Genomic DNA, 24,831 nt, shown 5'->3' on the forward strand with positions numbered 1-24,831 from the left:
TTATGATTACGGTAAGACATGCAGCAGACCGAGGTCGAGCAAACTTTGGCTGGCTTGATAGCAAACATACGTTTTCTTTTGGTAGCTACTACGATCCTCAACATATGGGCTTTTCTGAGCTGAGAGTCATTAATGACGATGTAGTCAAGCCTGGCGCGGGTTTTGATACACATGGCCACCGTGATATGGAGATCATCAGCTATGTGTTGGAAGGTGTTATCGCACACAAAGACAGTGAAGGTAACGTCAAAACACTACCTGCAGGTGAATTCCAACTCATGTCGGCAGGGAAAGGGATTTACCACAGTGAGTACAATGCGTCGAACCAAGATACGCTGCGGTTTCTACAGATTTGGATTCAACCAAACGCATTTGGAACCAAACCAGGTTATCAGCAAAAAGATTTTGGGCGCAATCCTGGGTTAACGGCTATCGCAACTCCAACTGGAGAAAACGGCACGCTACTTATTAAGCAAGATGCGACTTTGCATCAGTTAATTCTTGAGCCAAGTAGCGAACTAAACTTTGAGATTGAGTCGGGCCGAAATCTATTCATCCATCAAGTGACAGGCAGCCTTAGTGTCGACAATACCACTTTGACGGCTGGCGACGGCGCGAAGATTGAACACCAAAGTAAGGTTGTTTTGCGCAATACATCAAACGAAAGCACAACAGCCCTGTTGTTTGACTTACCATAACTATCGATTCATCGAGATAAAAACAAAGCCGCCTTGATTTCTCAAGGCGGCTTTTTCGTTTTTCTGACTTTTCATTCAACGCTATTCGTCGGAAGTGCCAGAACCAATTTGCTGAAAACTGTAAGCGGTCAGTGGATCGATCTCTTTGACAATTTCTTCCACTTGCTTAATCGCGTCTACAGACGAGCTAGCTTTACGATAGCTCAAATAGATAGGGCGACACCAATCTTCTACTCCAGACACCTTGTGAAGCTGCCCATTAGCGATAAATGGCTCCACGAGAGAGATTGGTAAGTACGCGGCTCCACCCTTCTCTAAAATAAAGTCCAATGCGATACGCGCTGTTGAAGTGCGTAAATATGGAGCCGGAATCTTAGGGTGACGTTCAGAATGCTCTGAGGAGAAACGCGTCCCCCAGTCAACGTACACATATTTGTTTTCGAAAACGGTGTCTAAAGAATCTTTCTCAGTTGATACCAGAACGAGAACAACATCTGCCACTTTTTTACAGTTAAGCTCATCAGCTTTGATCTGATCGAACGCAAATGCCATATCTAACGTGCGCTCTAGCAAGCTACGACTGAGCATCTCACGTCCCATCACTTCTGCCATGAAGCCATAACCACCAAACGAATCTGTGACGACACTTAAACAATTCTGTAAATAAGCGTCCCAAATGTTTGGCGTGCCACCTAACGTTAGTTGCAGCGCTTTGCCATCTTCAAGCGATAATTCTAGCTTCGCTTGTTGCAATGTAGTGACCATTACCTCGGCATAGCTGATTAAGCGCTCACCTGCAGAGGTCAACTTTATGTTATTTCGATCACGAATAAACAATTGCGTATCGAAGTAACTTTCCAATTGTTTGATACGTGCGCTCACAGCGGCTTGGGTAATATAAAGGTTCTCAGCAGCACGTCCGAAGTGACGAACTCTTGCCAGCTCTAAAAATGTTCGAAAGACTTTTACATCCATAAACCATCTCCTGGTTAATATAAAACCAGATTAACAACTAATTAAAATCATGACGACAAAAAAGTTTTGTTTTTCTTTTGTTAGATTTAAGCCTAATTTTCGCCGTAAGTTCACTACATTCATCAATAACGGTTACAGAGGCTGTTGACATGTCTGACACTGAATTCCGTCATGGCAAAAAACGTTTTTACGATAACGTAAAATTCCCACGCGGCTTTGCAAAGTCTGGCGATTTTACTCTTTCAGAAGAGGAAATCCTAACAATTTATGGGGATACAATGCTTGGCTTAGAGTCAGGCGAATTAACACCTGAAAACAGCGAAGAGAAACACTTCATCAAGGTGTTAGAAAACCCGGGCAAAGCAAAAACAAAACTTGAGCGTACGTGGCTAAAGTACACCCAACTTGCTCGTGGTCGCAAGCGCTTCCATACGCTAAATGGTCGTAACAAGCCTGACGCCACAGAAGAATACATTGAAGAGAGTTTGGTTGAAGACGATTAATAACCAATAACCTAGTTCTCGCCTTTTTCTAGTAGTAGGCGAAAGCTCGTTTGACTTTACTGAGCGAGCAAGACAAGCTCATTTCTTCTCCTAAAGCCCAAGGGGGCGTTCTCCCAAGGGCTTTTTTAATATTTGGGTGATGACCGTTTACTTGGCGAGCGTCGCAATCTTTTTCAGAAAGCTCTCTTTCAAATGCTCTTGGTCATATTCCAAGTGATAGGTGTTGTGGAAGCCAATTTTTAGCTCAACACCATTCCCTCTCAAGAAAACGTTGTACCCATCGTAGTCAGAAAACGCTTCTACACCTTCATACATTTTACCAAATTCGGTTGGCGTACCGTTGTTCATCACACATTCGTAAGCCTGTAGTACTTTGCTCGGATCTAACTCATTTTTCATACCGAATTCCTCACTGGTTTACACATTTCAATTATGGTTAAAGAATGAGCGCCATGCCATATCTAACCCATAATATTTGAAGTTCGTGTGCGATTTCGCACTCTGTAGGTTGTTAAAAAACAAGGTTAAGTGCGAAGGCAGAACTTAATTTAGATCATAAATTTTATCTATTGATTCGTCAGTTTCATAATGCAATTTCTTTGTAAAAAATCGTCTTATAAAAGCATTTAGATATAAAAATCGTCGACAAAACCAACATTGGTTAAAGAAAAAGCAAAATTTTGACCTAAAACAATAGCAGTTCGCCATTACTTATTTTATAATGCGAATTAATGTTTCAGTACATCGTCAATTCCAATAACTAGGGGCACAAAATGAGACTTATCCCGTTAACTCGAGCAGCACAAGTAGGTAAGTGGGCAGCTGCGCATATCGCTAAGCGTATCAACGACTTTAAACCTACTGCTGAGCGTCCGTTCGTTCTGGGTCTACCAACTGGTGGCACTCCTCTAGCAACCTACAAAGCCCTAATCGAGCTTTACCAAGCCGGCGAAGTCAGCTTCAAAAACGTCGTGACTTTTAACATGGATGAGTACATTGGCATCCCTGCGGATCACCCAGAATCTTACCGCTCGTTCATGTACAACAACTTCTTTAATCACATTGATATTCAAGAAGAAAATATCAACCTACTGAACGGTAACACAGACGATCACGACGCAGAATGTAAGCGTTACGAAGACAAAATTAAGTCTTACGGCAAGATCAACCTGTTCATGGGCGGCGTGGGTAACGACGGTCACATCGCGTTCAACGAGCCAGCGTCATCTCTTTCTTCTCGTACTCGCATCAAGACCCTCACTGAAGACACTCGCATTGCGAACTCTCGCTTCTTTGACGGCGATATCAACCAAGTGCCTAAATACGCGCTGACTATCGGTGTTGGTACGCTTCTAGACTCAGAAGAAGTGATGATCTTGGTCACTGGTCATAACAAAGCTCAGGCACTTGAAGCAGCCGTGGAAGGTTGTGTAAACCACCTATGGACAGTTTCTGCACTTCAACTTCACCCTAAAGCGGTGATCGTATGCGACGAACCAGCTCAACAAGAACTGAAAGTGAAGACAGTGAAGTACTTCTCTGAGCTAGAAGCAGAAAACATCAAAGGCTTTTAACCCATAGGATGGCAGCCTAGAAACACACTAAAAATACAAAACCCGTGTTGAACACGGGTTTTTTCTTATCTGAACAGCGGGCTTAAGTCGTCAATAAGCTTTAATACCAAACTGACGAAGACGCTTAGGAAGCACTTCATCCAACTTGTCTAGTTCACTCGGTTCGACTTCGATAAGATTGAAATGATGCTGCTCATAAACAGTACGAATGGTATCACGGTCGGCCTGAGCCATCTCCCCATCGTCACTTCCCCAAAATTGCAAATAGACTTTACCGCCTGGTAAGTAAAAATCGCTAGTGACATCTTGGTCAATCGGCAGCTGACGCTCATAAGCGTGCACTACACCAGCCAAGTACAGCCAGTTGTCAATGAGCAACTCACCCTTAGAGCGTACGTAATGCCCATCTAATGTTCGGTGCTTGGCTTCAAATTTTTGGCGAAAGCTTGAGTACGATTTATCCGTAGAATGTGACTCCGCGTCTTGCCCTAAAAACTCAATGACAGACTGCTTAAGACGCTTGTTACGCAGCACCACATCGTGCCATACGACAAAGGTATTTTGTGTTTCTTTATCGGTTCTTTGCTGCCCACCAGCGCGCACACCAGCTTCTGTGACACTCCATCCCTCTTCGGATTTGGTCAACCAACCCAGTTCACTCAAAAGCTGGTTCATGCGCTTCGCATTCAATTTCAGCTTTTCACCCAGTTGTGTCGCGCTCAATGTTTTCCCTGAGCTGGGAGTCAGCTCAATATGTAAGTTGGTCGGCCAGACGATGAACTGGCCAAATTTAGGGTGATCCACATACTCACCGCCAAACTTTGCCCCTTCTTCGGTCAAAATCCACTTTTCATCTTGGCGAACGATGTAGCCTGCACGTTTGAGATCGGCAAACAGCAGCTTAGCTTCTACCTTGCGCATTTTCGCTAATGCCGACGTCGATATTTTTTCAGACATGTGGGTACCTCATGCTGCTGCAAAATTGAACACTATGTCGTCATAGTAACGCATTGATTTCACGGCTTGAAGTCAGGCAAACAAGATTTCGTGTTACAAATAGCAAAGCCAGCGTATAGGTGCTGGCTTTGTTATTTCGGTAAAAAAGCGAATGTTATTTAATAAAAGCGATGCATCCTTGCAAAATCACTAAATTCACAATGTCGATGAAGAATGCACCGACAATTGGAACCACCATAAATGCTTGTGGTGATGGACCATATCGACTCACGATGGAGCCCATATTCATGACCGCAGTCGGTGTAGCACCTAACCCAAAACCGCAGTGTCCGCTAGCGATCACCGCCGCATCGTAGTTGCCTCCCATCATGCGGAATGTTACGTAGTAAGTGAACATCGCCAACACTGCCGACTGAATAGCAAGAATAATAAGGAATGGGATCGCAAGATCGAAAATATTCCACAATTTCAAACTCATCAAGGCCATGGCAAGAAATAGAGATAGTGCAACCGTGCCAAGAATATCAACGGTTTCTAAATCAACCTTGCGCGCCTTCGTCACTTCCATGATGTTAGTGATAACAACACCAATAAACAGCGCATAAACAAAATCGGGAATCATTAACCACTTGATGTCAAAACTGCTTACCCAACTCTCCAGATACTTCGCGCCTGTCACGCAAAGTAGAATGATGGACAAGCTTTCAACGACTCTTTTCGCTGTGACACGATCTTCCTCATGTTCGTTGTACGTCACCAGTTCAGGGAAACTCTGATGACTTTGATTGGTGCGTCCGTATTCCGATTCCAAGTTGTGTTTGTTTAGTAGCTTTTGTGCAACAGGGCTGCCAATAATCCCGCCCATCACCAAGCCAAATGTAGCAGAAGCCATTGCCACCTCTAGAACATTATGCAAACCATACATTTCTTGAAAAGTTTGCGACCACGCAGCTCCAGTTCCATGTCCGCCAGAAAGCGTAATGGATCCGGCGATCAACCCCATGAGTGGATCTAACCCCAACGCTGTTGCTAAGGACACGCCGACCGCGTTTTGGATAAGAATGTAGACCGATGCCACAACTAGGAAGATGAAAACCTTCGCACCGCCTTTAATCAGTTGGGTGTAATTTGCCGCTAAGCCAACGGTTGCAAAAAACATCAGCATAAAGACGTTTTGCAGTGGTAAATCAAAGGAGACATCCACACCGTTTAAGTGCATCGTCGTGATGACGCAAGCGACCACTAGACCACCAACAATTGGCTCTGGAATATTAAATTTTTTTAAGGTTGGTAACTTGGTATTGATGAACTGCCCTAAAAACAACACGCAAATTGCGACGAGGAACGACTCCTGTGGGCCGATAGATATTACCTGATTCATGAGACCTCTTTACTCTACTCTTTCTCATTCATTGAGCACGCGCTCAACGTGAGATAGGTGCCTAAGCCAGTCAGATTGCCTCTCGAAACTTTTGTTTTCTAGGCCTCTTTGACCATTGATTCTCATCAAGTAAGAAATAGGCAGACCTAAAATTATGCTAATTATCATTCAGTGAGAATATTGATTTAGAACAGGCGATAAGTGTATTGATGGGAAGAGAAAAACAACACTTCTCAACTTATGAGAAGCAATTAATTTCCATATAAAACAAAACCTCAAAACAACGACCACATAGGTGGATATTTAGAGCGAATGAGACAAGCGGATACACTAGGTTTTAAATTATTACTTTCTCTCTAACGCACTAGGTGTTATACATATATATAACACCATCTCAACCAAGAGATTCACTCATGACTAATTGGCATGATCGCCAACCGATATTTCGACAGTTGGCAGACCAGATCACGCAGCAAATACTGCAAGGTGTCTGGCAAGAAGGCGATGCTCTGCCCTCCGTCCGTAGCATCTCTGCAGATATGAAAATTAACCACCTCACCGTTATGAAAGGCTATCAATTGCTTGTTGATGACGGGCTAGTGGAGAAAAAACGCGGTCAAGGTATGTTTGTCGCTTCAGGAGCAAAGCTCAAATTACTCGCAGACGAGAAGGCACGTTTTCTTCAGCAACAAATTCCGCAGATAGCCGACACAATACAGCGTCTGGATATGTCACTCGACGAATTCATTCAACAACTAAAACCACACTTGAAAGGTGACCAATGAGCGCATTAGTCAGTGTAAACAACGTATCCAAGCAATATCAGCAACAAGGAGAAGCACTGCATGAAGTGAGTTTCGACCTACATGCAGGACAAGTACTTGGCTTACTCGGCCATAATGGCGCAGGTAAATCAACGCTTATTAATGCCCTACTCGGTGCACATGAATATCAGGGCACTATTCGTATCAACGGATTTGAACCCATTATGCAACGCGACAAGATAATGCAGAGCTTATCCTACATCTCGGATGTCAACGTTCTGCCAGATTGGATGACCGTTGCTCAACTGCTTCACTATACCGAGGGCGTGCATCCAGGGTTCAATCGCGCCCAAGCAGATACGCTACTTCGTCAAACGGACATCAAACCTCGTGCACGTATCAAATCTTTATCCAAAGGGATGAAGGTGCAATTACACCTCGCGATTGTGATCGCGACCAACACCCAAATCCTCATATTGGATGAACCGACACTCGGGTTAGATCTCGTGTATCGCGAGACGTTTTATCGTCACTTATTGGAATGGTTTCACGACGGCGAGCGCGTGTTGATCATCGCCAGTCATGAAGTATCAGAGATTGAGCACTTGCTGACAGATGTTCTGATTCTTAAGCATGGTCGCCCCGTTCTGCAAACCTCGATGGACAGTATCAGTGAAGACTATTTCATTCTTGAAGCCAACGACGAGCACCGCACACAAATTGAAGCGATGAACCCACTCTCGTCACAAAAAGGCCTCGGTTCAACGAAATGGTTACTCAAAGCCCAGTATGCCCAACAAGCAGAAACAATGGGCTCCATCCATGGGGTGAAGTTAGCGGATTTATTTTTAGCATTGCAGAAGGAGGCAGCGTAATGCGTTCAGTTGTCGCGATGTTGCAAAAAGAGTGGTTAGAAAACCCTCTTGTTTTACGTATTCCACTGTTTGTGTTGGCGTGTGGAGTTATTCTCTTTGTGAGTTTAATGAGTAACGACACTCTACAACACAATATGTTTTTCCAAATGAGCTTTGGTGGCGATGTCAGTGACATTCACAAAGAGCTTGGTGATGATGTCAATACGTTGATTACCGGAGGAGCAGGGCTGCTGTCTATCTTGTTAGCCGTTCAGTACTTCCCAAGAACGCTACGCAAAGAACGGGCGGAAGGCAGCATTATGTTTTGGCGCAGTATGCCTGTCAGTGACATAAAAACCCATTTAGTGAAGCTAGGATTTGGCTTATTGGTGATTCCGCTCGTCTGCTCGGTGCTCGTACTCGCTGTAAATTTAATGTTGTGGTTGCTGAACATCTCTACTGATCACCAATTGGCTTTATTGTACCGCCAAGCCTCGTTAGGTTACGTGCTGCTGCATTGGGGAGAGTTTTTAATCAGAATGTTTTTCGCCGGTATTCTGCTGTTACCGCTGGCATTAACTGCGATGGCTATTTCACAAAAAGTGAACTCACCACTGGTCATTTTGTTTATCGCCATTTATGCGCTGCGTTGGATGCCTATCGCACTTTTTGGTTTCTACGGGCTAGATCAGTTTTTCTCCAAAGTGCTTTACCTTCCGCTGCACGCCATTATTACACCAAACCCATTCAATGCCATTCCTCAAGCGGGTTGGTTAAACGTTGGCATTTACGCCTTCATTGGTATTCTTGGTTGGACAGCTAGCCTCAAGTTCAGCCGAACTATCCAATAATTCTTCGTTCAATAAACGACCAAACCAAGTCATAAAAAAAACGGTCACAACCAGTGTTGTGACCGTTTTTATTTCGCCTCTAGGAGCTCATCCACTTAACTTTAACCAAGGAATGAAATGTAGCCTTGCAAGATAATTAAGTTGACGATGTCGATAAAGAAAGCGCCCACAATTGGCACCACCATAAATGCTTGTGGCGACGGGCCAAATCGGTTAACGATCGAACCCATATTCATTACGGCTGTTGGGGTTGCACCCAAGCCAAAACCGCAGTGCCCCCCTGCAATAACAGCAGCATCGTAGTTGCTTCCCATCACTTTGAACGTAACATAGTACGTAAAGATTGCTAAGACGACAGACTGCACAGCTAAAATAACCAAGAATGGAATCGCTAGATCGAAGATATTCCATAACTTTAAGCTCATCAGAGCCATCGCTAAGAACAGAGATAGCGATACCGTACCTAACATATCGACCGTTTCGGCATCTAACTTACGAATCTTGGTCACTTCCAAGAAATTCGTAATGATCACACCAATGAATAGCGCATATACGAAGTCTGGAATCATCAGCCATGAGATTTCATACGTGCTTACCCATTGCTCGACATACTTGGCCCCAGTAACACAGATCAGTAGGAAGAAGAGTTTCTCCACCACTTTTTTCGCCGTTACTTTATCTTCTTCGTATTCATTGTAAGTCACCAACTCCGGGAATTTCTCGTGAGTTTTGGCATCTCGACCACCACGACCATACTCAGACTCTATGCTGTTCTTTTCGACTAGGCGCTGCGCTACAGGGCTACCAATGATACCGCCGATGATCAAACCAAAAGTCGCTGATGCCATTGCAATTTCTAAGACGTTATCCAATCCATACACGTCTTGAAAGGTTTGTGACCACGCAGCACCTGTACCATGACCACCAGACAGAGTAATCGAGCCAGCAATTAACCCCATCAAAGGATCTAAACCGAGCGCCGCCGCAAGTGAAACGCCAACGCCGTTTTGTATGATGATGTAAAACGATGCAACAGCTAAGAAGATAAAAACCTTCGCACCTCCTTTCATCAACTGAGTGTAATTTGCGGCCAAACCAACTGTCGCAAAAAACATTAACATAAACGTATTTTGTAATGGCAAGTCGAACTCTAAATCGATGCCGTTGAAATGAAGAGCAGTAATCATGCAGGCTACAATAAGACCACCTACAATCGGCTCAGGTATGTTGAATTTCTTTAAAATCGGTAGCTTAGCATTAATAAAATGCCCCAGGAAAAGCACACTGATTGCGACCAAGAAGGACTCCAGTGCACCTACAGATATTAAATGATTCATATCGCCTCTTATTATTGTTCTCTTCATTCTCCGTAATGAATGAGTGTTAGTTTAACCTTCGTTCAATAGCAAATTTTCTCGCTTTATTGTTTCGAAAATACTCAAAAAGTTGGTGTAGATGCGCCTTAGGCTAGTTTAAGGGGCGCTCCTTAAGCGATGTGTCAGTTTTTACGCTGTTAGCAAGCCCTTAAATGTGAAAGGAGCTGATACAGCTCCTTCAAATGGCCCCTCGCAATACCTGTGCGTTATCGCTTGGGCTGTCGTGTTGTGAGTAAATTCTGGGTGACACTTTCTGAACCACTTCGGGCTCCCTTACTTAAACAGAATGTGTCAATTACTATCAAACAAAGTTCCTTCCCGTTGTAACCGCTAAACGCCGAGAGCGCGTTCAAAACAATTGGGTTTGCCTGTTCCTGTCGTAGCTTTTCAACTCTGGCTCATGGTGTATAAACGAGCCGAATCCAAGGAAACTCTCAGGCTGCAACAAACGTTTTCGTCACAACGGAGCAGGATTATAACATATCGCTGATAATTTTCTTCAATTCAGTGACATTCACCAACCCCATGGTTAAACCTTGCAATGATTAACTGCCTATTATCATTTTCACAGATAAAGATCGAAGCACAGTTACTCAGTAAGCTTCTTAGAAAACGATGCATAGCCAATAACTTCACCGCCGTTCTTATCCAAGAGGTCTTGATAAACGCCCTAGAAAACCAAGCCGCCGAAATATGCGATGTTATCATGATTGCTTTTCGAGACCGATGCCCCGACTTTGGCTAATGAGTACAACCCCAACTATGCATCAGACAAAAACATGTATAATTTTTTATACAAGTTATTCAATAACAAGAGTCCCACATGAACATTCATTCTCTTTGCCCTGCGCTATTACTCAGCGTCGTCTCATCAGCTACAGCAGCTGAAAGTATTCGTATTCAATATTCTCCCGTAGAGACAACTCATGAAAAAATAGCCCAACAATCTATTCAAAGCAGCGATGTAAACACCATCTTTGCTGAGCTATCTCAGGCCTACTTTCCATTTGATAAAGCTCTCACGCTGGTTTACGGCGGAGAAGATGGTCCAATGTATGATCCTGATACACACACAATATACGTTCCTTACACTTTTTATTTGGAGTCGCTCAATTACTTCTCCAATAATCAGTATGAAGAACGCTTCGGAAAATCCCCAAAAACAGGGGCGCTAGATACGTTATTGCACACTTTACTTCATGAAGCTGGACATGCTTACATCGAAGATCAAAGCATCCCTGTTCTCGGAAAAGAAGAAGATGCGGTCGATAATTTTGCCACTATTTTAATGATTGACTTCCTAGAAGATGGCGCAGATATGGCCATTAGCGCCGCCGACATGTTCGCATTCGAATCCGACGACAGACCGGACTACTACGATTTTGGCGAGTACATTGACGAACACAGCTTTGATTTGCAGCGTTACTTTTCAACGTTATGTCTGGTGTACGGTAGTGATCCTGAGCAATACAAAGCCTTACTCGATGAAGTAGAAAAAGACTACCTGCGTGATCGCAAAGAGTTCTGCCAATTCAATTACGGCAACATTCGCGACAATTGGCTGCATTACTTGCAAAACAATGAACCAAAAGAAAATTCGCCACGTAAAAGCGATTAGAAAATCTCAAATAAGAAGACCGCAATGACAAACCTCACCATATTTTATGACGGAACCTGCCCGCTTTGTGCCAAAGAGATGAAGGCGCTAAAACAACGCGATTCCAAGCAGCACATCAAAACCGTCGATATCTATAGTGATGCATTCGCAGATTATCCGCAGATCGATCCTGAACAAGCCAACACCATTTTGCACGCCCTCAACGAAAAGGGGGAGCTTCTGCTTGGGTTGGACGTGACTCATCGTGCGTGGCAATTAGTTGGTCGCGATTGGCTCTACGCTCCACTGCGTTGGCGCCTCGTTAAACCTGTTGCTGACTGGCTTTACCTCAAATTCGCAAAGAATAGGTATCGCGTCTCATATTGGTTAACAGGGACTTCTCGTTGCAATAGTGGGTCGTGTTCACGTTAATTGTGATCCCGCTTAAAAATGCTACGACCTTCGTCTAGATTTACAAATTTCCAGTACTTCTGATTGATTAACTCGGTTAATCTCTAAGCATTACAACAATAAGTATTAACACTTTTATCAGGCAAGCTTATTCAGCTTGTCACTTGTAACGCTGCGCCGAGAGAAGGACGTCTCTATGAATCTGACGATCAGAAAACGACTATATATCCTTTCAATAATTCCAATTCTAACTATGGCAATAGGCATGATGTGGTTCACCTACGTACAAACCACGGCCTACAACGAGCACGAGATTGAGCAAACTCGAAGTCGAATGATGGAGATGAAAAAAGCCGAACTCAAAAGTTACGTACAAATGGCGCGTTCCGCTGTCGAACCGCTACTCGCACAAAATGCCCCACTGGAAGAGGCTCTGCCTATCTTGAAACAACTAGAGTTTGGTCAATCCGGCTACATCTTTGGTTATGATTCAAAAGGCGTTCGCGTCGTGGTGGGTAAAAACACCAAAGGCATCGGGGAAAACTTCTATAACTTGCAGGACAAGAAAGGCAATTACCTGATTCAGGATTTGCTAAAAAATGCCAAAACTGGTGAGTTCACGACTTATTACTTCCCGAAACTCGGTCAGAGTGAAGCACTACCGAAACTCAGCTACTCAGTCTTTATTCCTGAATGGAACTTGATGTTAGGAACGGGTTTCTACACGGACGATATCGACGCCATTGTGGCAGACATGGAAAAAGCCGCACACGAAGATCTCAACACCACACTAACTGCGATAGCCCTGTTTTGTGCCTCGATTACAGCGATAGTTGCAGTCTTTGCCGTGTTTGTTAACCGCAGCATCATGAAGCCTATTGAGCAGTTTGATGCTTCAATTCACTCTTTCGCGCAAGGCGATGCAGATTTAACCGCGCGCATGGAAGAATCGAGCGTGCCGGAGTTCACCCAACTTAGCCGTAACTTCAATATCTTCGTTGAAAGCCTGCAAGGCATCATCAAGAGTGTTAGCCATGTCGGACAAGAAGTGGTTTCAGAGACCAACGAGATGTCACAGCGTGCATCGCAAGTGGACGAGTTAGCTTCAGGTCAACGTGAAGAAACCGAACAGGTCGCTGCGGCAATGACTGAGATGACAGCAACGGCGCACGAGATTTCAAACAACGCTAACCAAGCAGCGCAATCAGCCAGAGACGCCGATGAAAACTCACAACAAGCAAAACACATTGTTGATTCGGCAGCGAACTCTGTCGAAGCGCTCGCGCTAGAGGTGTCGGAAGCCAGCACGGTAATTTCTCGTTTAGAGAGCGACGTACAAAACATTTCTTCTTCGCTAGAAGTGATTCAAGACATTGCCGAGCAAACCAACCTATTGGCACTAAACGCAGCCATTGAAGCAGCCCGTGCAGGCGAACAAGGTCGAGGCTTCGCAGTCGTTGCCGATGAGGTTCGTAAACTGGCAAGTCGCACTCAAGACAGCACAGGCGAAATTCACCAAATGATTGAGCAGTTGAAGTCTGGCTCGGATGCAGCAGTGAAAGCCATGGGCTCAAGCCAAGCGCGTGGTGAAGCAACGGTTGAGGAAGCACGAGCTGCCTCTGCCGCACTGCAAGAAATCCAAGCCGCAATTGCTAACATCATGGACATGAACACCCTGATCGCAACAGCAACCGAAGAGCAAAGCCAAGTTGGCCAAGAGATTTCACAACGCATCGAAGTCATCTCTCAACAAAGCAGCCAATCGGCACACCTTGCGAATCAAAACCGCGCAGGTAGTGGCAACCTAAACCACAAAGCTAATGAGCTGTACGACTTGGTCGGTCGCTTTACGGTTTAACGCTTTCCTCACCCATTCTCCATGCAAACAGCGACGCCAAAACGTCGCTGTTTTTATTTCTGCTATCCTCATACGACTTAGCTATAATGCCGCCAACTTAGCACCCATAAGGGCAAACCAGATGATTATTATGACCACCAATTTCGGTGATATCGAGATTGAACTGAACCTAGAACGAGCGCCAGTTAGCTCAAAGAACTTCAAAAAATACTGTGAAGATGGCTTCTACAACGGCACCATTTTCCACCGCGTTATCGATGGCTTTATGATTCAAGGTGGCGGTCACACCGAAGACATGGCAGAAAAGCCAACACGCGCACCGATCGCGAACGAAGCAAACCGTGGTCTAAAGAACCTTGTTGGTACTATCGCAATGGCGCGTACCGATGCACCGCACTCTGCAACAGCACAATTCTTCATTAACTTAGAAGACAATGATTTCCTAGACCACTCCGCAACCACCAACCTAGGCTGGGGCTACGCCGTGTTTGGTAAAGTGACTGCGGGTATGGATGTCGTAAACCGCATCGCGAAAGTGAAAACTACCTCTAAGTTTGGCCACGATGATGTGCCATGCGATCCAATCATTATCGAGAAAGTGACAGTCAACGAATAAGCCCATTCGCCTCTGCGGAGAAATCGTCGTTATAAAACGAAGAAAGCGCCTAACGTCTTATGATCTAGGCGCTTTTTGTTTTTATGACTCAGCCGATTATACCCAAGTGACTTCAAGATGCAGGATTCAGAGCGTTGTCATTGATTCGAGGTCAAGGAAAACAACGCAGCGTAATAGCCAGCTCTTTCCAAGTTGTTTGACACAGAAGTCGAGCCAATGACACGCTCCCAAAGGGCCCTCTTTACAAATAGTAAGGGTCTTGGATTGTATACTTTGTTGTCGATTCTCGAATTGGGCCCACCAAACCTTTAAATCGCCGCCGCGTCTACAAACCAAGTCATTCTCGCTGAACCTAGCATCTCGAGGTTACTTGGGTATAGTTTGGCTTGTGCCGAAGTTATTGATAGAAAAGCTCAGCTTTGGCTCCAACCAAATCCAGTTCAGAGCCTTGAAAATCAGCCAGATATTCAGCAACAAGGTTGTACCCAACCCAATACCCCATGTATTTCGGCCAGCGGCTTTCATCGCTGCCAAGAAAGTAAGCGTCGAAGTTGTAATCTAAGCTGGTCAACTTGCCTTTCATCTCAGCGTAGAAAGGGCGCCAATCTTGATCTTTGATTTGCTCAAACAAGCTCGGAGTGACGCCGCCATTCACCTTACGTTCGAAGTGACAAGCTAACCCTTCCATAATTAGTACATCACCAAGTGCAACGCCACTTTCTCCCGCTCGCATACGGAACAGGTGATGCAACTCATGCGCTAACACCGCAGCTATTTCTTTCTCAATAACGTTTTTAATATCAGTACGTTGAGTATCAAGCAGAACCTCTACACGATAGGCACTTAAGCAATAGCCACCAATCCCCGTCTGCGGTACGTCATTGCGATCAAACGGGCTAACGGTTAGGTCGACGTTACTTAAATCAAAGTAACTAGAAAGCTGTGAGCTCAGGTCATCAAGTTTCTGATGTAAATACTCAGCGAGTGGAGACAACTCTCCCGTTGCATTTAAGAGGGTTACGCGATAACTCATTTATCTTCCTTGATAATGTGGGTTAAGAGCAGCGAGTTTACAGTGTAAAGAGTGAGCAGTTCTAGCGATTACATCCCTTTGAACAAATTTTGAGATGCACGACTCACCGGAAGCTTAGTTTCTCCAACGTGAACAAACATTCTGCCAGCAAAGTCTTTGTTTACTTTGCTAATTTTGCACACTTGCACCACGCTTGAACGGTGCACTTGCCAGAACTGTTCTGGGTTAAGCTGCCCTATCAACTCTTTCAAAGATGTACGAATCAAATACTCCTGCACTTTGCCTTGTCCTTGTTGGGCATACACAGAAACGTATTTTTCTTCCGCTTTGAAATACAACACATCAGACGTGGCGATCAGATGAATGTCTTCCCCTTGCGTCGCTTTGATCCACTGAAGATATTGCGGTGTTTGTGGCGCGGATAATTGCTGCAACTGTTCTAACAGGCTGCTCATCTGCACATTACTGCTTTCTTGCTCTCGCTTAGCAAGGCGTGCTTTCACTCTTTCACACGTCGTCAGGAGGCGCTCATCCGAGATAGGCTTGAGCAAATAATCGGCGGCATTTTGCTCAAAGGCTTTTATGGCGTAATCATCGTACGCGGTAACAAATACAATCAAAGGCGGGTTGGCAAGTTGATTGAGTTTTTGCGCTAATGTCATGCCATCCAAAACTGGCATACGAATATCGAGAAACGCAATGTCAGGTTGACTTTGCTCAATGGCTTGCAACGCTTGTTCACCATCGGCGACTTTGGCTATCACCTCTAACTCTGGCCACACTTCAGCTAGGCTTTTATCAAGATGACGCCTCAATAGCGGTTCATCATCAGCAATAATGGCAGTAAACCCTGTATTCATTCCTTTCTTCCTTGATTACGATTCCATTGGCCAACTCAGGCGAACACAAACGCCACCCTGAACAGACTCACTGATAGAGACCTCTCCTTGCCCTGCGAACAAAGCTTCAACTCGCTGCTTGAGATTACTTAGACCCACACCAGAGCCCATGTGACCACTCACGTGATTCAAGCCAACACCCGTGTCTCTGACTTCAATCTTCAAGTTCTGTTGTTCGCGCTTGATGAGCAAGCTGACTTCACCACCCTCTCGCTTCGGCTCAATACCATGGATGATGGCGTTTTCGATTAAGGGTTGAAGCATCATCGGCGGTAATTCGGTTCTGCCTAGCCCTTCTTCCACCTCAATCTTGTAACTGAGTCGATCACCCAAACGAGTTTGTTGGATGCCTAAGTAAGCCTCAAGTAACGCCGTTTCATTGTCTATGGTGGTGTGTTCTTCGCGTGAGCTTTTGAGCGTTGCACGCAGCAGCGCGGTTAACTGTTCTAGCATCAGCTTGGCTTTATCAACATCTTGCGACATGAGCGCACTGATATTCGCCAAGGTATTGAATAGGAAATGCGGTTCAATCTGGCTTTGCATCTGCTTAAGCTGACTTAGCAACAGCGCACGATCTTGCTCTGCTTTCTCGCGCTTGATGGCTTCCAACTCTCGTTGAGCAACCGCCTCTTTCTCACGCGAGTAAAAATAGAAATAACACATACCGCTAAACAGTAATCCCATTAAGCCAACAGGGATCATATCGGAGATACCAAAATACTCTCCGAGCCAAAATTGCGCATTAATCACCCCAAACAATAAACAGGCAACAAGCGAACACACCACTTCTATCATACGTGGGATGGTTGGAAATAAACGGTCAATCAACCATGAGAAGAAGATAGCCGAATAGCCAAATCCAAAGCTAACCGCCACATGAATGTAAAATGGACCGCCCCAAACCGAGAGCGTCATTGCTGCGATAAAGAGACAAAATGCCGTGGTCACTAATAAGCTACGCGGCCATCCACTTTTCACCACTGATTTTGCTGAACACATTTAGAGTTTCCCTTTGATGTTAAATACAATCATATGCTTATCATTGATTTGTGCGTAAGCAGATTGGTCGTCTCCGGTTAAAAAGCGTGCGGCAACTTCCACTTCTACACTTTGATCGCCGGTATCAATCCACTGGTAGTTAAGCCACTGCGTGACAATCACACCACCATCTTGTGGCGACAGCATCACATCCAACGTGGGGGTTACATCACTTAGCCAGCCCATATCCGCTTCGCCGTTCCATGCAGCCCATGCTTCTACATCCCAACTCCAGTGCAGCATTAGGCTATGCTGAACGATATTGGCATGCTGAAACCCTTGGGCGTAGCTTGTCGCAAGTAGAGCGCTGCTAGCCAACAGAGAGTTGTTAGGATCAGGGATCCGAGAGAGAAATTCTCCACGCTCTATTGCTTGTTGCCATTCGTTTTTCGACCATGCTCGGCTGTCGTACCAATATTCAGCAATCACGTTGTGTCCGGCTTGGTTTGCCCAGTTCAATCCAACTAAGGCTTGGAATGCGCTGCCCTGCTCCTCAACTGAAACGGGTTGGTAAAGGTCATCTTGCTGAAACTGATAGCCGACACTTTGCTTTTGCCACAGCATGGAACCGTGCATGGCGATGGATTCATCCCACACAGCAATGGCACTGGCGCCAAGTAAACCTCGGCGCACATCATCGTAATAACCAATAAGTTGATACTCGGTATCACCCACCAGCGCATAACGACGAATACCAACACCATGCTGCTCTGCGGCTTGATCCAGTGCACTTTGGTCTTGTTGCCCCCAGCTTGAGTCCGTCGCAATCACCGTCCACTCGCCTGCCATATCGTAGTGTGAGAGTGAAAACACACCCGCACCTTCTTCTGCTACTAAGCCAACAGGATTTTGTCGATAAGGCTTAAACAGGTCCAAAGGTCGGTAGCCATAACCCACGCCCCAATCCACGCGCAACTTACCCAAACTCACATCAAGTGTAGTGTCACCGACTTGCCACTCCCCTAGCCAAGCCAACTCTCGAATCAACAGTTGGTGATCAGCTTCACTCCACCAATCACTCTCTCCTTGTTGGTTGAGATACAACCCTTGGCTGTACAGAGCAAACAAGCCACTGAAGTTTTGATAATTCATCTGCACATCCAAGAGTGCATTAAGTGAATCGCGAGAACTGCCCTGCGCCTGCATAAATGCGCTGTCACGCTGCTTGGCAGTTTCGTAACTGACAGCCCAATCCCACTCAAAACTCAGCTCATCATTGGCAAAAACTGGGGCTGCTGCGCCCACACACAACGACGCAGCAATCAACAAACTGGTGCTTTTGTTAAGGTTAGGCTGGTGCGATTTCATGTGACTTCCTTGCTCGTTTTCATGGTTCTATTTAAGGAGTTCAGGCTAAAGCTGAGTCGTATTGGCTTTCGGCAAATAGCTTGGGTTGTAGAACTTGTTGTCCAGTTGCCAAGGCACGATTTCTTGATACTCGATAACGGTCTTTTTGCTCGGCTGAATGCTATCAAGCAAGGTCATCTCACTGACATAGTCTTCGCCATTGTCGCTTGCACGTCCGTATTGCGCTTGCTTGGCGAGTTTGCCAGAGCGTAAGTAGAGATCAGCTTTAATTGGAAACGCATCTTGCTCAGACAACCATAAGTCGATCTTCTGATAACTCGCCCCTTTGGTTTTCGCGGTTAAAGCAAGATGATAAGCTGCGACACTTTCCCCGTTCACCGAAACGGTTTCTGTCGCTTTCCATTCACCTTGATAATCTTGGCTCCACGTCAGGGTTGAGATGTCGCCGATAGACGCTTCCCCAAGCAACTTCTGCATTGGCGTAATGCGAATCGGGCGGCGGCTCTTTGGCATTTGCAGCCAGTAGTTATCGCCCATCATCAACATCTTTTGCCCTGCTTCAACCGCCGATTTGAATACCACCAGCGATTCACGATTTGGACGCGTGTACACGTGGTAAAGGCGAGTTTTATCTAACTCTTGGTCTTGATATAAGCGCACCAGAGACACCACTTTGGAGGAATCATCTTGCAAGCGGTAGCTGTCGGCTTTTTCAATCAATTGCGCAACTTGCTGTGCATCTAGTGCTGTTTCATTCGCACTGACATTCATGCTTGCAACGCCATTTACCGTTAGCAATGCAATTGGTAATAGTGATTTGAAATTAAACATAAATCAGTGCCTCCGTAATTGGCTTGTTCACCCCTTTGCGTGCCGAGAAAAACGCCGCAACCAAACAAATCATCAATACTGCGAGTCCAGCTATAGCCACCAGCTCCCAAGAGAAGTAAATCATTAATGGGTAACCTTCTGTTCGTCCTGGCGGTGGCGGCATTTGCACATCCACGACCATCAGTAAGACGGTGACTAGCGCCGTAAACAAAGCACCGATTAAGCTGCCAATCACGGCAAGTAACCCTGCTTCGCGCAAGAACCCAGCAATAATTTCGCGAGGGTAGCTCCCAAGTGCCGACAAGGTGCCGATTTCACGAGTACGCTCGGTGACCGACATGGTCATGGTGTTGAACAGCGCGACAAAGACCACCAACGCCATTACTGCGCCCATGATGCCGAAGATGCGGTCGTACAAATCTTTCACTTTGAGATAGAAGAACGCACGTTCTTGCCAAGGCGTGATCTCAATATCTTGATCACCAAAGTTCTGCTTTTGCTTACTCAGAACCGAAGCCACTTGTTGCTCGACTTGGTTAGTTAAACTGGTGTCGAACAGGAAGACAGATAACGCACTGACTTTGTCTGAACCGAGCAGCGATTGCGCGCTGTTGATGTGCACGTAAAGCTGGCGTTTATCAAGCTCTGGCACGCCAGTTGAGTAGATGCCACGAACTTTGAAGTCATACGCGTTCAATGCACCGTCGGTTGTGGTCGCCAGCAAGGTAATCCAATCGCCAACGTGTACGCTTAAGTTGTTCGCCAAATCAACGCCGAGCATCACTTCTGGCTCTGCAGGGTCATAACGCGATGCATGAATGTTTGACAGCGTCTGCCCTTCACGCACATCCAAAAACGGCCCTTTCATATCGAATTCGCGCTCGTTCACGCCAATGCCGATAAAGATCGATGACTTGTTGCCGTTGGAAATCAAACCACTGAATTCAACTCGTGGCTGCACGCCTCGCACTTCATTCAACCCAATCAATTGCTTGGTAATGTCGTCTGCATGAGTTAAACCGTTACTCAGTGGCATCTCTTCTTCTTTGGCGAAATAACCCGGCGTGGTTAACGTCAGATGCCCCGTGTCACGCGCTGTCGACTCTTTCAAACTGTCGTAGGTGTACAGACCAAAACCGCCCGCACAGGTTAAGGCAAACACAGCAATGGCGATAATCAGCATCGACAATAAACTGCGGCGGCGATTGCGTTGCAGATTCAACCAAGCAAGGCGAACCGAAACAGGAATTAGCTTGCCCATGAAACCTCCTCCACACTTGCGTGCGTTTGGGTAATCTTGCCGTCCACCAACTCAATGGTGCGGTCACAACGGGATGCCATGCGAGGGTCGTGAGTGGCGACGATAAAAGTAGTACCAAGCTCGTGTCCGAGCCCTTTCATAATATCGATGACCTTGTTGGCAGTTTGGCTATCAAGACTTGCGGTTGGCTCATCAGCAATCACCAACGCCGGTTTGTGCACTAAAGCGCGCGCAATTGCCACTCGCTGTTGCTGACCGCCTGATAGGTTGTCTGGCATGTGATGAATAAACTCGCCTAAGCCAACGTGCTCTAGCATTTGTGTGGCGAGCTCGGTTTGTTCCGCTTTTGAAAAACCGTTGAGATGCAGCGGATACGCCACGTTCTCTAGTGCCGTCATCACGGGGACAAGATTGAATTTTTGGAACACAAAACCAAGCTTTTCACGGCGCATTTTCGCCGCCTGCATTTGTCCGGTTGGGTATGGGCTGCCTGCAAATGTCACCTGACCTTGGTATTGAGTATCCAGCATGCCAAGCACGTTAAGTAAGGTGCTTTTGCCTGAGCCAGACGGTCCGCACAATGCCACCATTTCGCCGGAAAACACTTCACCAGAAACGTCTCGTAATGCACGCACCGTTTGGCTGCCAAGGGCGTAATCGCGGCTAAGTTGATTAAAAACAATCATGACGCCTCCCTAATATTTCGCTAGCAGCGCTTTCGCGGTTTGCGTTTCTAGATTGCTGTCGCCCAATTGCTCCATTTGCGCTAACCATATTTTGGCTTGTTGAACATCTTCAGCGCGCAGTGCCGCTTCAATGGCATAACGGTAAATCCACGAAGTAGCCGCGAAAGGTTGTTGGCTAAAACTCGGTTCATCGAGCAGAGAAAGGTACAGCTCGTAGCCACGCTCAAAGTGATTGAACATGTCTGGCAGAGAGGTAAACGTAGTGGCTGCCATGGCGGTGGCTAATTGGTATTCCGGCAAGCCTTGTAAGCGCTGTTGCTCTTGCAGTGGAACTGGCTGATTCGCCATTAAATCCAAACCTTTTTGGATAGTGGCAAGACCGCGCTCGGTGAACTTCATCTTGTTCCAAGGCATAAACGCCTCACGACCTTGCAACGTCTCCGCACTGCCCAAGTAAACCAAGGTCACCGGCGTTGCGCCTTGCTCTTCGAGTTGTTTGGATAATTCGCCGTAAACGGTATCAACTAAGCCAGAGTCACCTTGCGCTGCTTGGTTGAATTGACTGAGTGTGCGCTCACTTGGATTAGCCAGAGCCAGATTGCTGCTAAGTGCAAATGCGGCGATAAACGTACTTGCCAGTTTAAGAGCTTTGATTGAGCGAGATTGAGAAACCATCATGTACTGTCCTTAGTTGAACGTGATTTGATGGTTTCAGATTAAGGGAGAAGGTCGCACGCTGCTTTTGCATGCGACCAATGGCAGTTATGCAGAGTGAATGGTATTGAGAGAGGATGAATGACATTCACTTAAACAGAAAATACAATTCCGCTCATTCGTAACGCTACATTTTTACGGCAGTAACAATAAAAACACTGGCTTAAAATCTGAGGCTAGTGTATTTATCCATCCCACAGCTACCCATAACAGACAGTGTCGCACTCTCCTTTCTTACACACCTTTGCATGGTGTCTGTTGTTTCCAAATCGAGATTCTTAGCATCGGAATAGTTTGAACTCTTCGAGTTTTAGTTGTTTTCGCACTCAAAATAGGTGCGTTATTAGGTCGTTGAAAATGAATAAGCGTTATTTCCCAAGAGTTGATTTGCCACTACTCATGGCGATCATTCCGATCATGCTGTTAAGTTCGCTCACTCTCTGGAGTGCCAGTAGCTTTAATGAGGCGATGCTCTTCAAACATTTGGCGCGCTGCGGACTGACATTAGTTTGTATCTTGGTCATGTCCTCGATTCCAGCGTCCAGCTATCAGCGCTCAGCTCCATATCTCTACATTATTGCGGTTGCGCTACTACTTGCTGTCGCTTTATTTGGTGATAGCACCAATGGCTCTCAACGTTGGCTCGATATCGGCTTCTTCCGCTTTCAACCGTCCGAACTAATCAAACTTTCCATTCCAATCATGATCGCCTGGATGCTTCATATTGAAGGAGGTCGACCAGACAGTCGGAAAATTGCGTTTTGCTTACTTATTACAATGATTCCTGCCGGGTTAATCGCGCTACAACCGGATTTAGACGGTGCAGTTTTTACCATCATTTATGCATTGTTCGTTTTGTTTTTGGCTGGCATGAGCTGGAAAATAATCTGCGGGTTTATTGCGAGCATTTTAACGTTAGCACCTATTTTATGGTTCTTCGTTATGGAAACCTATCAAAAGAGCCGTGTAACACAGTTCTTGCACCCTGAGTCCGATCCACTGGGTTCGGGCTACCAAATCATCCAATCTTTGATTGCGATTGGCTCAGGCGGTATGAAAGGCAAAGGTTGGATGAATGCAACGCAGGGAACACTTGGGTTTATTCCAGAAAGTCATACGGACTTTATTTTTTCGACCTATGCAGAAGAATGGGGCTTTGTTGGCAGTTTAGTCTTACTCGCATTGTACTTGTTTATCACTGCACGCGTTATGTTGCTTGCATGTCAGTCTGACCACTTTTTTAGTCGGCTGGTAAGTGGCGCATTAGCGATGAGCTTTTTTCTGTATGCTTTTATCAATACGGGCATGGTTAGCGGCTTGTTGCCAGTAATGGGTAGCCCACTTCCCTTCTTTAGCTATGGCGGCACGGCGATGCTAACTCAAGGTATCTGTTTTGGTGTAATCATGTCGCTGTGTAATTCCAAATATCGTAACGCATAGCTCTGCTTGAGAAAGCAAGCAAAAAAGGCTTCCCTAAGGAAGCCTTTTTACAACGATATGAGCGAATTAATTACAGCTCTGCGTTGTGGTAAACCTGCTGAACATCATCACAGTCATCTAGAAGATCTAGGAATTTCTGGAACTTCTCAGCATCTTCGCCCGATACAGGCGTATGAGTTTGAGGAACGAATGTGATTTCTTCAACATCGATCGTTAGATCTGGAAATGCACCGTTAAGCGCAGTTTTTGTTTTGAAGAATTCTGTGTGAGGTGCGAATACAGTGATAACACCGTCTTCTAGCTCAACGTCAGTAACGTCTACGTCTTCCATCATTAGCGTTTCTAGGATGATTTCATCATCGTCGCCTTTGAACTGGAATACCGCTTGGTGATCGAACATGTGAGAAACCGAGCCCTCAACACCAATTTTCGCACCGACTTTCACAAAGCATTGGCGTACATCTTGGAAAGTACGGTTGCCGTTGTCTGTTAGACAGTCAACGATAACGCTAGTACCGCCAGGGCCGAAGCCTTCGTAACGTGCTGGAGTGTAGTCTTCACCACCGCCACCGTTCGCTTTGTCGATCGCTTTATCGATAACGTGCGCAGGAACTTGGTCTTTTTTCGCTTTTGCGATCAGGTGTTTCAAAGACAAGTTCATGTCTGGATCACCACCACCGTTTTTCGCGCACATGTAAATTTCTTTACCGTATTTGGAATAAACTTTAATTTTCGCGCCTGCAGTTTTCGCCATAGAGGCTTTGCGCACTTCAAAACTTCTTCCCATCGGGATGTCTCTCTAAATTCAAATTTAATGCGAAGGATTTTAGCAAAAAGCGAAACCTTTTCAATTTCGCTTAGCAAAGGAATAGGGAGGTTACCTCATTCGTCGCATTGGATTGAACCATTGCCACGGTTCGCGTTAAGCGACACCCATTACTCGTTTGTACTTTTCGACCGATTGCTGGAAAAACGCCTTTTCATCAGCATCGTTAATCTTGGACAACTGTTCTTCTATTGCTTCAGGACCAGATTTGGCCTCTCTGAGCTTCCAAACCAAAAACGACGCCTGCTTATCCAGTTCGATTTTGTTTTTTTCGTCAGGCGGCAATAGGGATAGATTAAACGACATTCACAGCCTCAAGGTACTTTAAATACTAGCCGGGCACTATATCACACAGAGTTACAATTACAGAATAGAAACGC

At 45.6% G+C, this 24,831-nt stretch carries 26 protein-coding genes; 11 read left to right on the forward strand and 15 right to left on the reverse strand.

The annotated features are described in order from the left end of the window. Window positions 1–2 precede the first annotated feature (2 nt). Window positions 3–698, forward strand: a complete 696-nt coding sequence (locus R7P67_RS00380) for a pirin family protein (RefSeq protein ID WP_226082680.1) — start codon at window positions 3–5, stop codon at window positions 696–698. A gap of 81 nt (window positions 699–779) precedes the next feature. On the opposite strand, the gene R7P67_RS00385 is transcribed toward R7P67_RS00380, so the two are convergent. After that, window positions 780–1,673 carry a LysR family transcriptional regulator gene (locus R7P67_RS00385; protein ID WP_005374436.1) on the reverse strand — a complete coding sequence of 298 codons (894 nt, stop codon included), beginning with the start codon at window positions 1,671–1,673 and terminating at the stop codon, window positions 780–782. A 149-nt stretch (window positions 1,674–1,822) separates the two neighbouring features. Here R7P67_RS00385 and R7P67_RS00390 point away from each other — a divergent pair, with 149 nt between their 5' ends. Then, window positions 1,823–2,176: a DUF413 domain-containing protein gene (locus R7P67_RS00390; protein WP_005374439.1), complete on the forward strand. Its 354-nt coding sequence runs from the start codon at window positions 1,823–1,825 to the stop codon at window positions 2,174–2,176. Window positions 2,177–2,323: 147 nt separating this feature from the next. Here the strand turns inward: R7P67_RS00390 and R7P67_RS00395 are convergent, their stop codons facing one another. Then, window positions 2,324–2,575 (reverse strand): DUF3081 domain-containing protein, encoded by a 252-nt coding sequence (locus R7P67_RS00395; protein WP_005374440.1) that lies wholly within the window; start codon window positions 2,573–2,575, stop codon window positions 2,324–2,326. A 374-nt stretch (window positions 2,576–2,949) separates the two neighbouring features. On the opposite strand from R7P67_RS00395, the gene nagB reads away from it, so the two are divergent. Continuing rightward, window positions 2,950–3,750 carry a glucosamine-6-phosphate deaminase gene (gene nagB / locus R7P67_RS00400; RefSeq protein WP_005374441.1) on the forward strand — a complete coding sequence of 267 codons (801 nt, stop codon included), beginning with the start codon at window positions 2,950–2,952 and terminating at the stop codon, window positions 3,748–3,750. A 90-nt stretch (window positions 3,751–3,840) separates the two neighbouring features. On the opposite strand, the gene R7P67_RS00405 is transcribed toward nagB, so the two are convergent. Together R7P67_RS00405 and gltS (R7P67_RS00410) are read right to left on the reverse strand one after the other, a co-directional pair. Next, window positions 3,841–4,707, reverse strand: coding sequence for a glycerol kinase (locus tag R7P67_RS00405; RefSeq protein ID WP_213901560.1), 867 nt, complete (start codon window positions 4,705–4,707; stop codon window positions 3,841–3,843). 154 nt (window positions 4,708–4,861) lie between these two features. Beyond that, window positions 4,862–6,088, reverse strand: a complete 1,227-nt coding sequence (gene gltS / locus R7P67_RS00410; protein ID WP_025768732.1) for a sodium/glutamate symporter — start codon at window positions 6,086–6,088, stop codon at window positions 4,862–4,864. Window positions 6,089–6,501: 413 nt separating this feature from the next. Here gltS (R7P67_RS00410) and R7P67_RS00415 point away from each other — a divergent pair, with 413 nt between their 5' ends. Genes R7P67_RS00415 through R7P67_RS00425 form a run of 3 tightly spaced genes read left to right on the forward strand, consistent with a single transcriptional unit; the run spans window position 6,502 to window position 8,557 of the window. Further along, window positions 6,502–6,873 carry a GntR family transcriptional regulator gene (locus R7P67_RS00415; RefSeq protein ID WP_005374444.1) on the forward strand — a complete coding sequence of 124 codons (372 nt, stop codon included), beginning with the start codon at window positions 6,502–6,504 and terminating at the stop codon, window positions 6,871–6,873. Then, complete coding sequence (locus R7P67_RS00420; RefSeq protein WP_005374445.1) at window positions 6,870–7,727, forward strand: ABC transporter ATP-binding protein; 858 nt, start codon at window positions 6,870–6,872, stop codon at window positions 7,725–7,727. Before R7P67_RS00415 ends, R7P67_RS00420 begins: the two co-directional genes overlap by 4 nt. After that, window positions 7,727–8,557 (forward strand): hypothetical protein, encoded by an 831-nt coding sequence (locus R7P67_RS00425; RefSeq protein WP_213962270.1) that lies wholly within the window; start codon window positions 7,727–7,729, stop codon window positions 8,555–8,557. The genes R7P67_RS00420 and R7P67_RS00425 overlap by 1 nt, the downstream gene beginning before the upstream one ends. A 101-nt stretch (window positions 8,558–8,658) precedes the next feature. Here R7P67_RS00425 and gltS (R7P67_RS00430) read toward each other — a convergent pair whose 3' ends face one another. Then, the gene (gene gltS / locus R7P67_RS00430) at window positions 8,659–9,894 is read right to left on the reverse strand and encodes a sodium/glutamate symporter (protein ID WP_005374448.1); all 1,236 of its coding nucleotides are present in this window, start codon (window positions 9,892–9,894) and stop codon (window positions 8,659–8,661) included. An 862-nt stretch (window positions 9,895–10,756) separates the two neighbouring features. Between gltS (R7P67_RS00430) and R7P67_RS00435 the strand changes: the two genes are divergently transcribed. From R7P67_RS00435 to R7P67_RS00450, 4 genes are all read left to right on the forward strand, one after another. Beyond that, a complete protein-coding gene (locus R7P67_RS00435; RefSeq protein ID WP_258660439.1) occupies window positions 10,757–11,551 on the forward strand; it encodes a DUF4344 domain-containing metallopeptidase in 795 nt (264 codons plus the stop codon). Between the two features lie 24 nt (window positions 11,552–11,575). Continuing rightward, window positions 11,576–11,962, forward strand: a complete 387-nt coding sequence (locus tag R7P67_RS00440) for a thiol-disulfide oxidoreductase DCC family protein (protein WP_262653117.1) — start codon at window positions 11,576–11,578, stop codon at window positions 11,960–11,962. Window positions 11,963–12,137: 175 nt separating this feature from the next. Continuing rightward, window positions 12,138–13,799 carry a methyl-accepting chemotaxis protein gene (locus tag R7P67_RS00445; protein WP_213969215.1) on the forward strand — a complete coding sequence of 554 codons (1,662 nt, stop codon included), beginning with the start codon at window positions 12,138–12,140 and terminating at the stop codon, window positions 13,797–13,799. 121 nt (window positions 13,800–13,920) lie between these two features. After that, window positions 13,921–14,415 (forward strand): peptidylprolyl isomerase, encoded by a 495-nt coding sequence (locus R7P67_RS00450; RefSeq protein WP_206225789.1) that lies wholly within the window; start codon window positions 13,921–13,923, stop codon window positions 14,413–14,415. Window positions 14,416–14,812: 397 nt separating this feature from the next. On the opposite strand, the gene R7P67_RS00455 is transcribed toward R7P67_RS00450, so the two are convergent. The 8 genes from R7P67_RS00455 to R7P67_RS00490 all read right to left on the reverse strand — a co-directional run bounded on the left by R7P67_RS00455 (window position 14,813) and on the right by R7P67_RS00490 (window position 22,149). Then, window positions 14,813–15,448 (reverse strand): DUF2268 domain-containing putative Zn-dependent protease, encoded by a 636-nt coding sequence (locus tag R7P67_RS00455; RefSeq protein WP_104976355.1) that lies wholly within the window; start codon window positions 15,446–15,448, stop codon window positions 14,813–14,815. A 68-nt stretch (window positions 15,449–15,516) separates the two neighbouring features. After that, complete coding sequence (locus R7P67_RS00460) at window positions 15,517–16,308, reverse strand: LytR/AlgR family response regulator transcription factor (protein WP_213915615.1); 792 nt, start codon at window positions 16,306–16,308, stop codon at window positions 15,517–15,519. 15 nt (window positions 16,309–16,323) lie between these two features. Beyond that, window positions 16,324–17,346 (reverse strand): sensor histidine kinase, encoded by a 1,023-nt coding sequence (locus tag R7P67_RS00465; protein ID WP_170889910.1) that lies wholly within the window; start codon window positions 17,344–17,346, stop codon window positions 16,324–16,326. Further along, entirely contained in the window at window positions 17,347–18,693 is a 1,347-nt protein-coding gene (locus R7P67_RS00470; protein WP_258495477.1) for a hypothetical protein, read from the reverse strand. Window positions 18,694–18,738: 45 nt separating this feature from the next. Beyond that, complete coding sequence (locus R7P67_RS00475) at window positions 18,739–19,524, reverse strand: outer membrane lipoprotein-sorting protein (protein ID WP_054575276.1); 786 nt, start codon at window positions 19,522–19,524, stop codon at window positions 18,739–18,741. Next, on the reverse strand, window positions 19,517–20,785 hold the full coding sequence (locus tag R7P67_RS00480) for an ABC transporter permease (protein ID WP_262653124.1): 1,269 nt from the start codon (window positions 20,783–20,785) through the stop codon (window positions 19,517–19,519). The genes R7P67_RS00475 and R7P67_RS00480 overlap by 8 nt, the downstream gene beginning before the upstream one ends. After that, window positions 20,773–21,471 (reverse strand): ABC transporter ATP-binding protein, encoded by a 699-nt coding sequence (locus tag R7P67_RS00485; RefSeq protein ID WP_005383201.1) that lies wholly within the window; start codon window positions 21,469–21,471, stop codon window positions 20,773–20,775. The genes R7P67_RS00480 and R7P67_RS00485 overlap by 13 nt, the downstream gene beginning before the upstream one ends. 9 nt (window positions 21,472–21,480) lie before the next feature. Beyond that, a complete protein-coding gene (locus R7P67_RS00490; protein WP_005383200.1) occupies window positions 21,481–22,149 on the reverse strand; it encodes a hypothetical protein in 669 nt (222 codons plus the stop codon). Between the two features lie 393 nt (window positions 22,150–22,542). Here R7P67_RS00490 and rodA point away from each other — a divergent pair, with 393 nt between their 5' ends. Next, entirely contained in the window at window positions 22,543–23,625 is a 1,083-nt protein-coding gene (gene rodA / locus R7P67_RS00495; RefSeq protein ID WP_262653126.1) for a rod shape-determining protein RodA, read from the forward strand. A gap of 70 nt (window positions 23,626–23,695) precedes the next feature. Here the strand turns inward: rodA and R7P67_RS00500 are convergent, their stop codons facing one another. Both R7P67_RS00500 and R7P67_RS00505 read right to left on the reverse strand, forming a co-directional pair. Next, a complete protein-coding gene (locus R7P67_RS00500) occupies window positions 23,696–24,412 on the reverse strand; it encodes a YebC/PmpR family DNA-binding transcriptional regulator (protein ID WP_005374482.1) in 717 nt (238 codons plus the stop codon). 135 nt (window positions 24,413–24,547) lie between these two features. After that, complete coding sequence (locus R7P67_RS00505; protein ID WP_005374484.1) at window positions 24,548–24,757, reverse strand: DUF3283 family protein; 210 nt, start codon at window positions 24,755–24,757, stop codon at window positions 24,548–24,550. Window positions 24,758–24,831: the final 74 nt, after the last annotated feature.

The organism is Vibrio sp. Vb0937, from assembly GCF_033338855.1.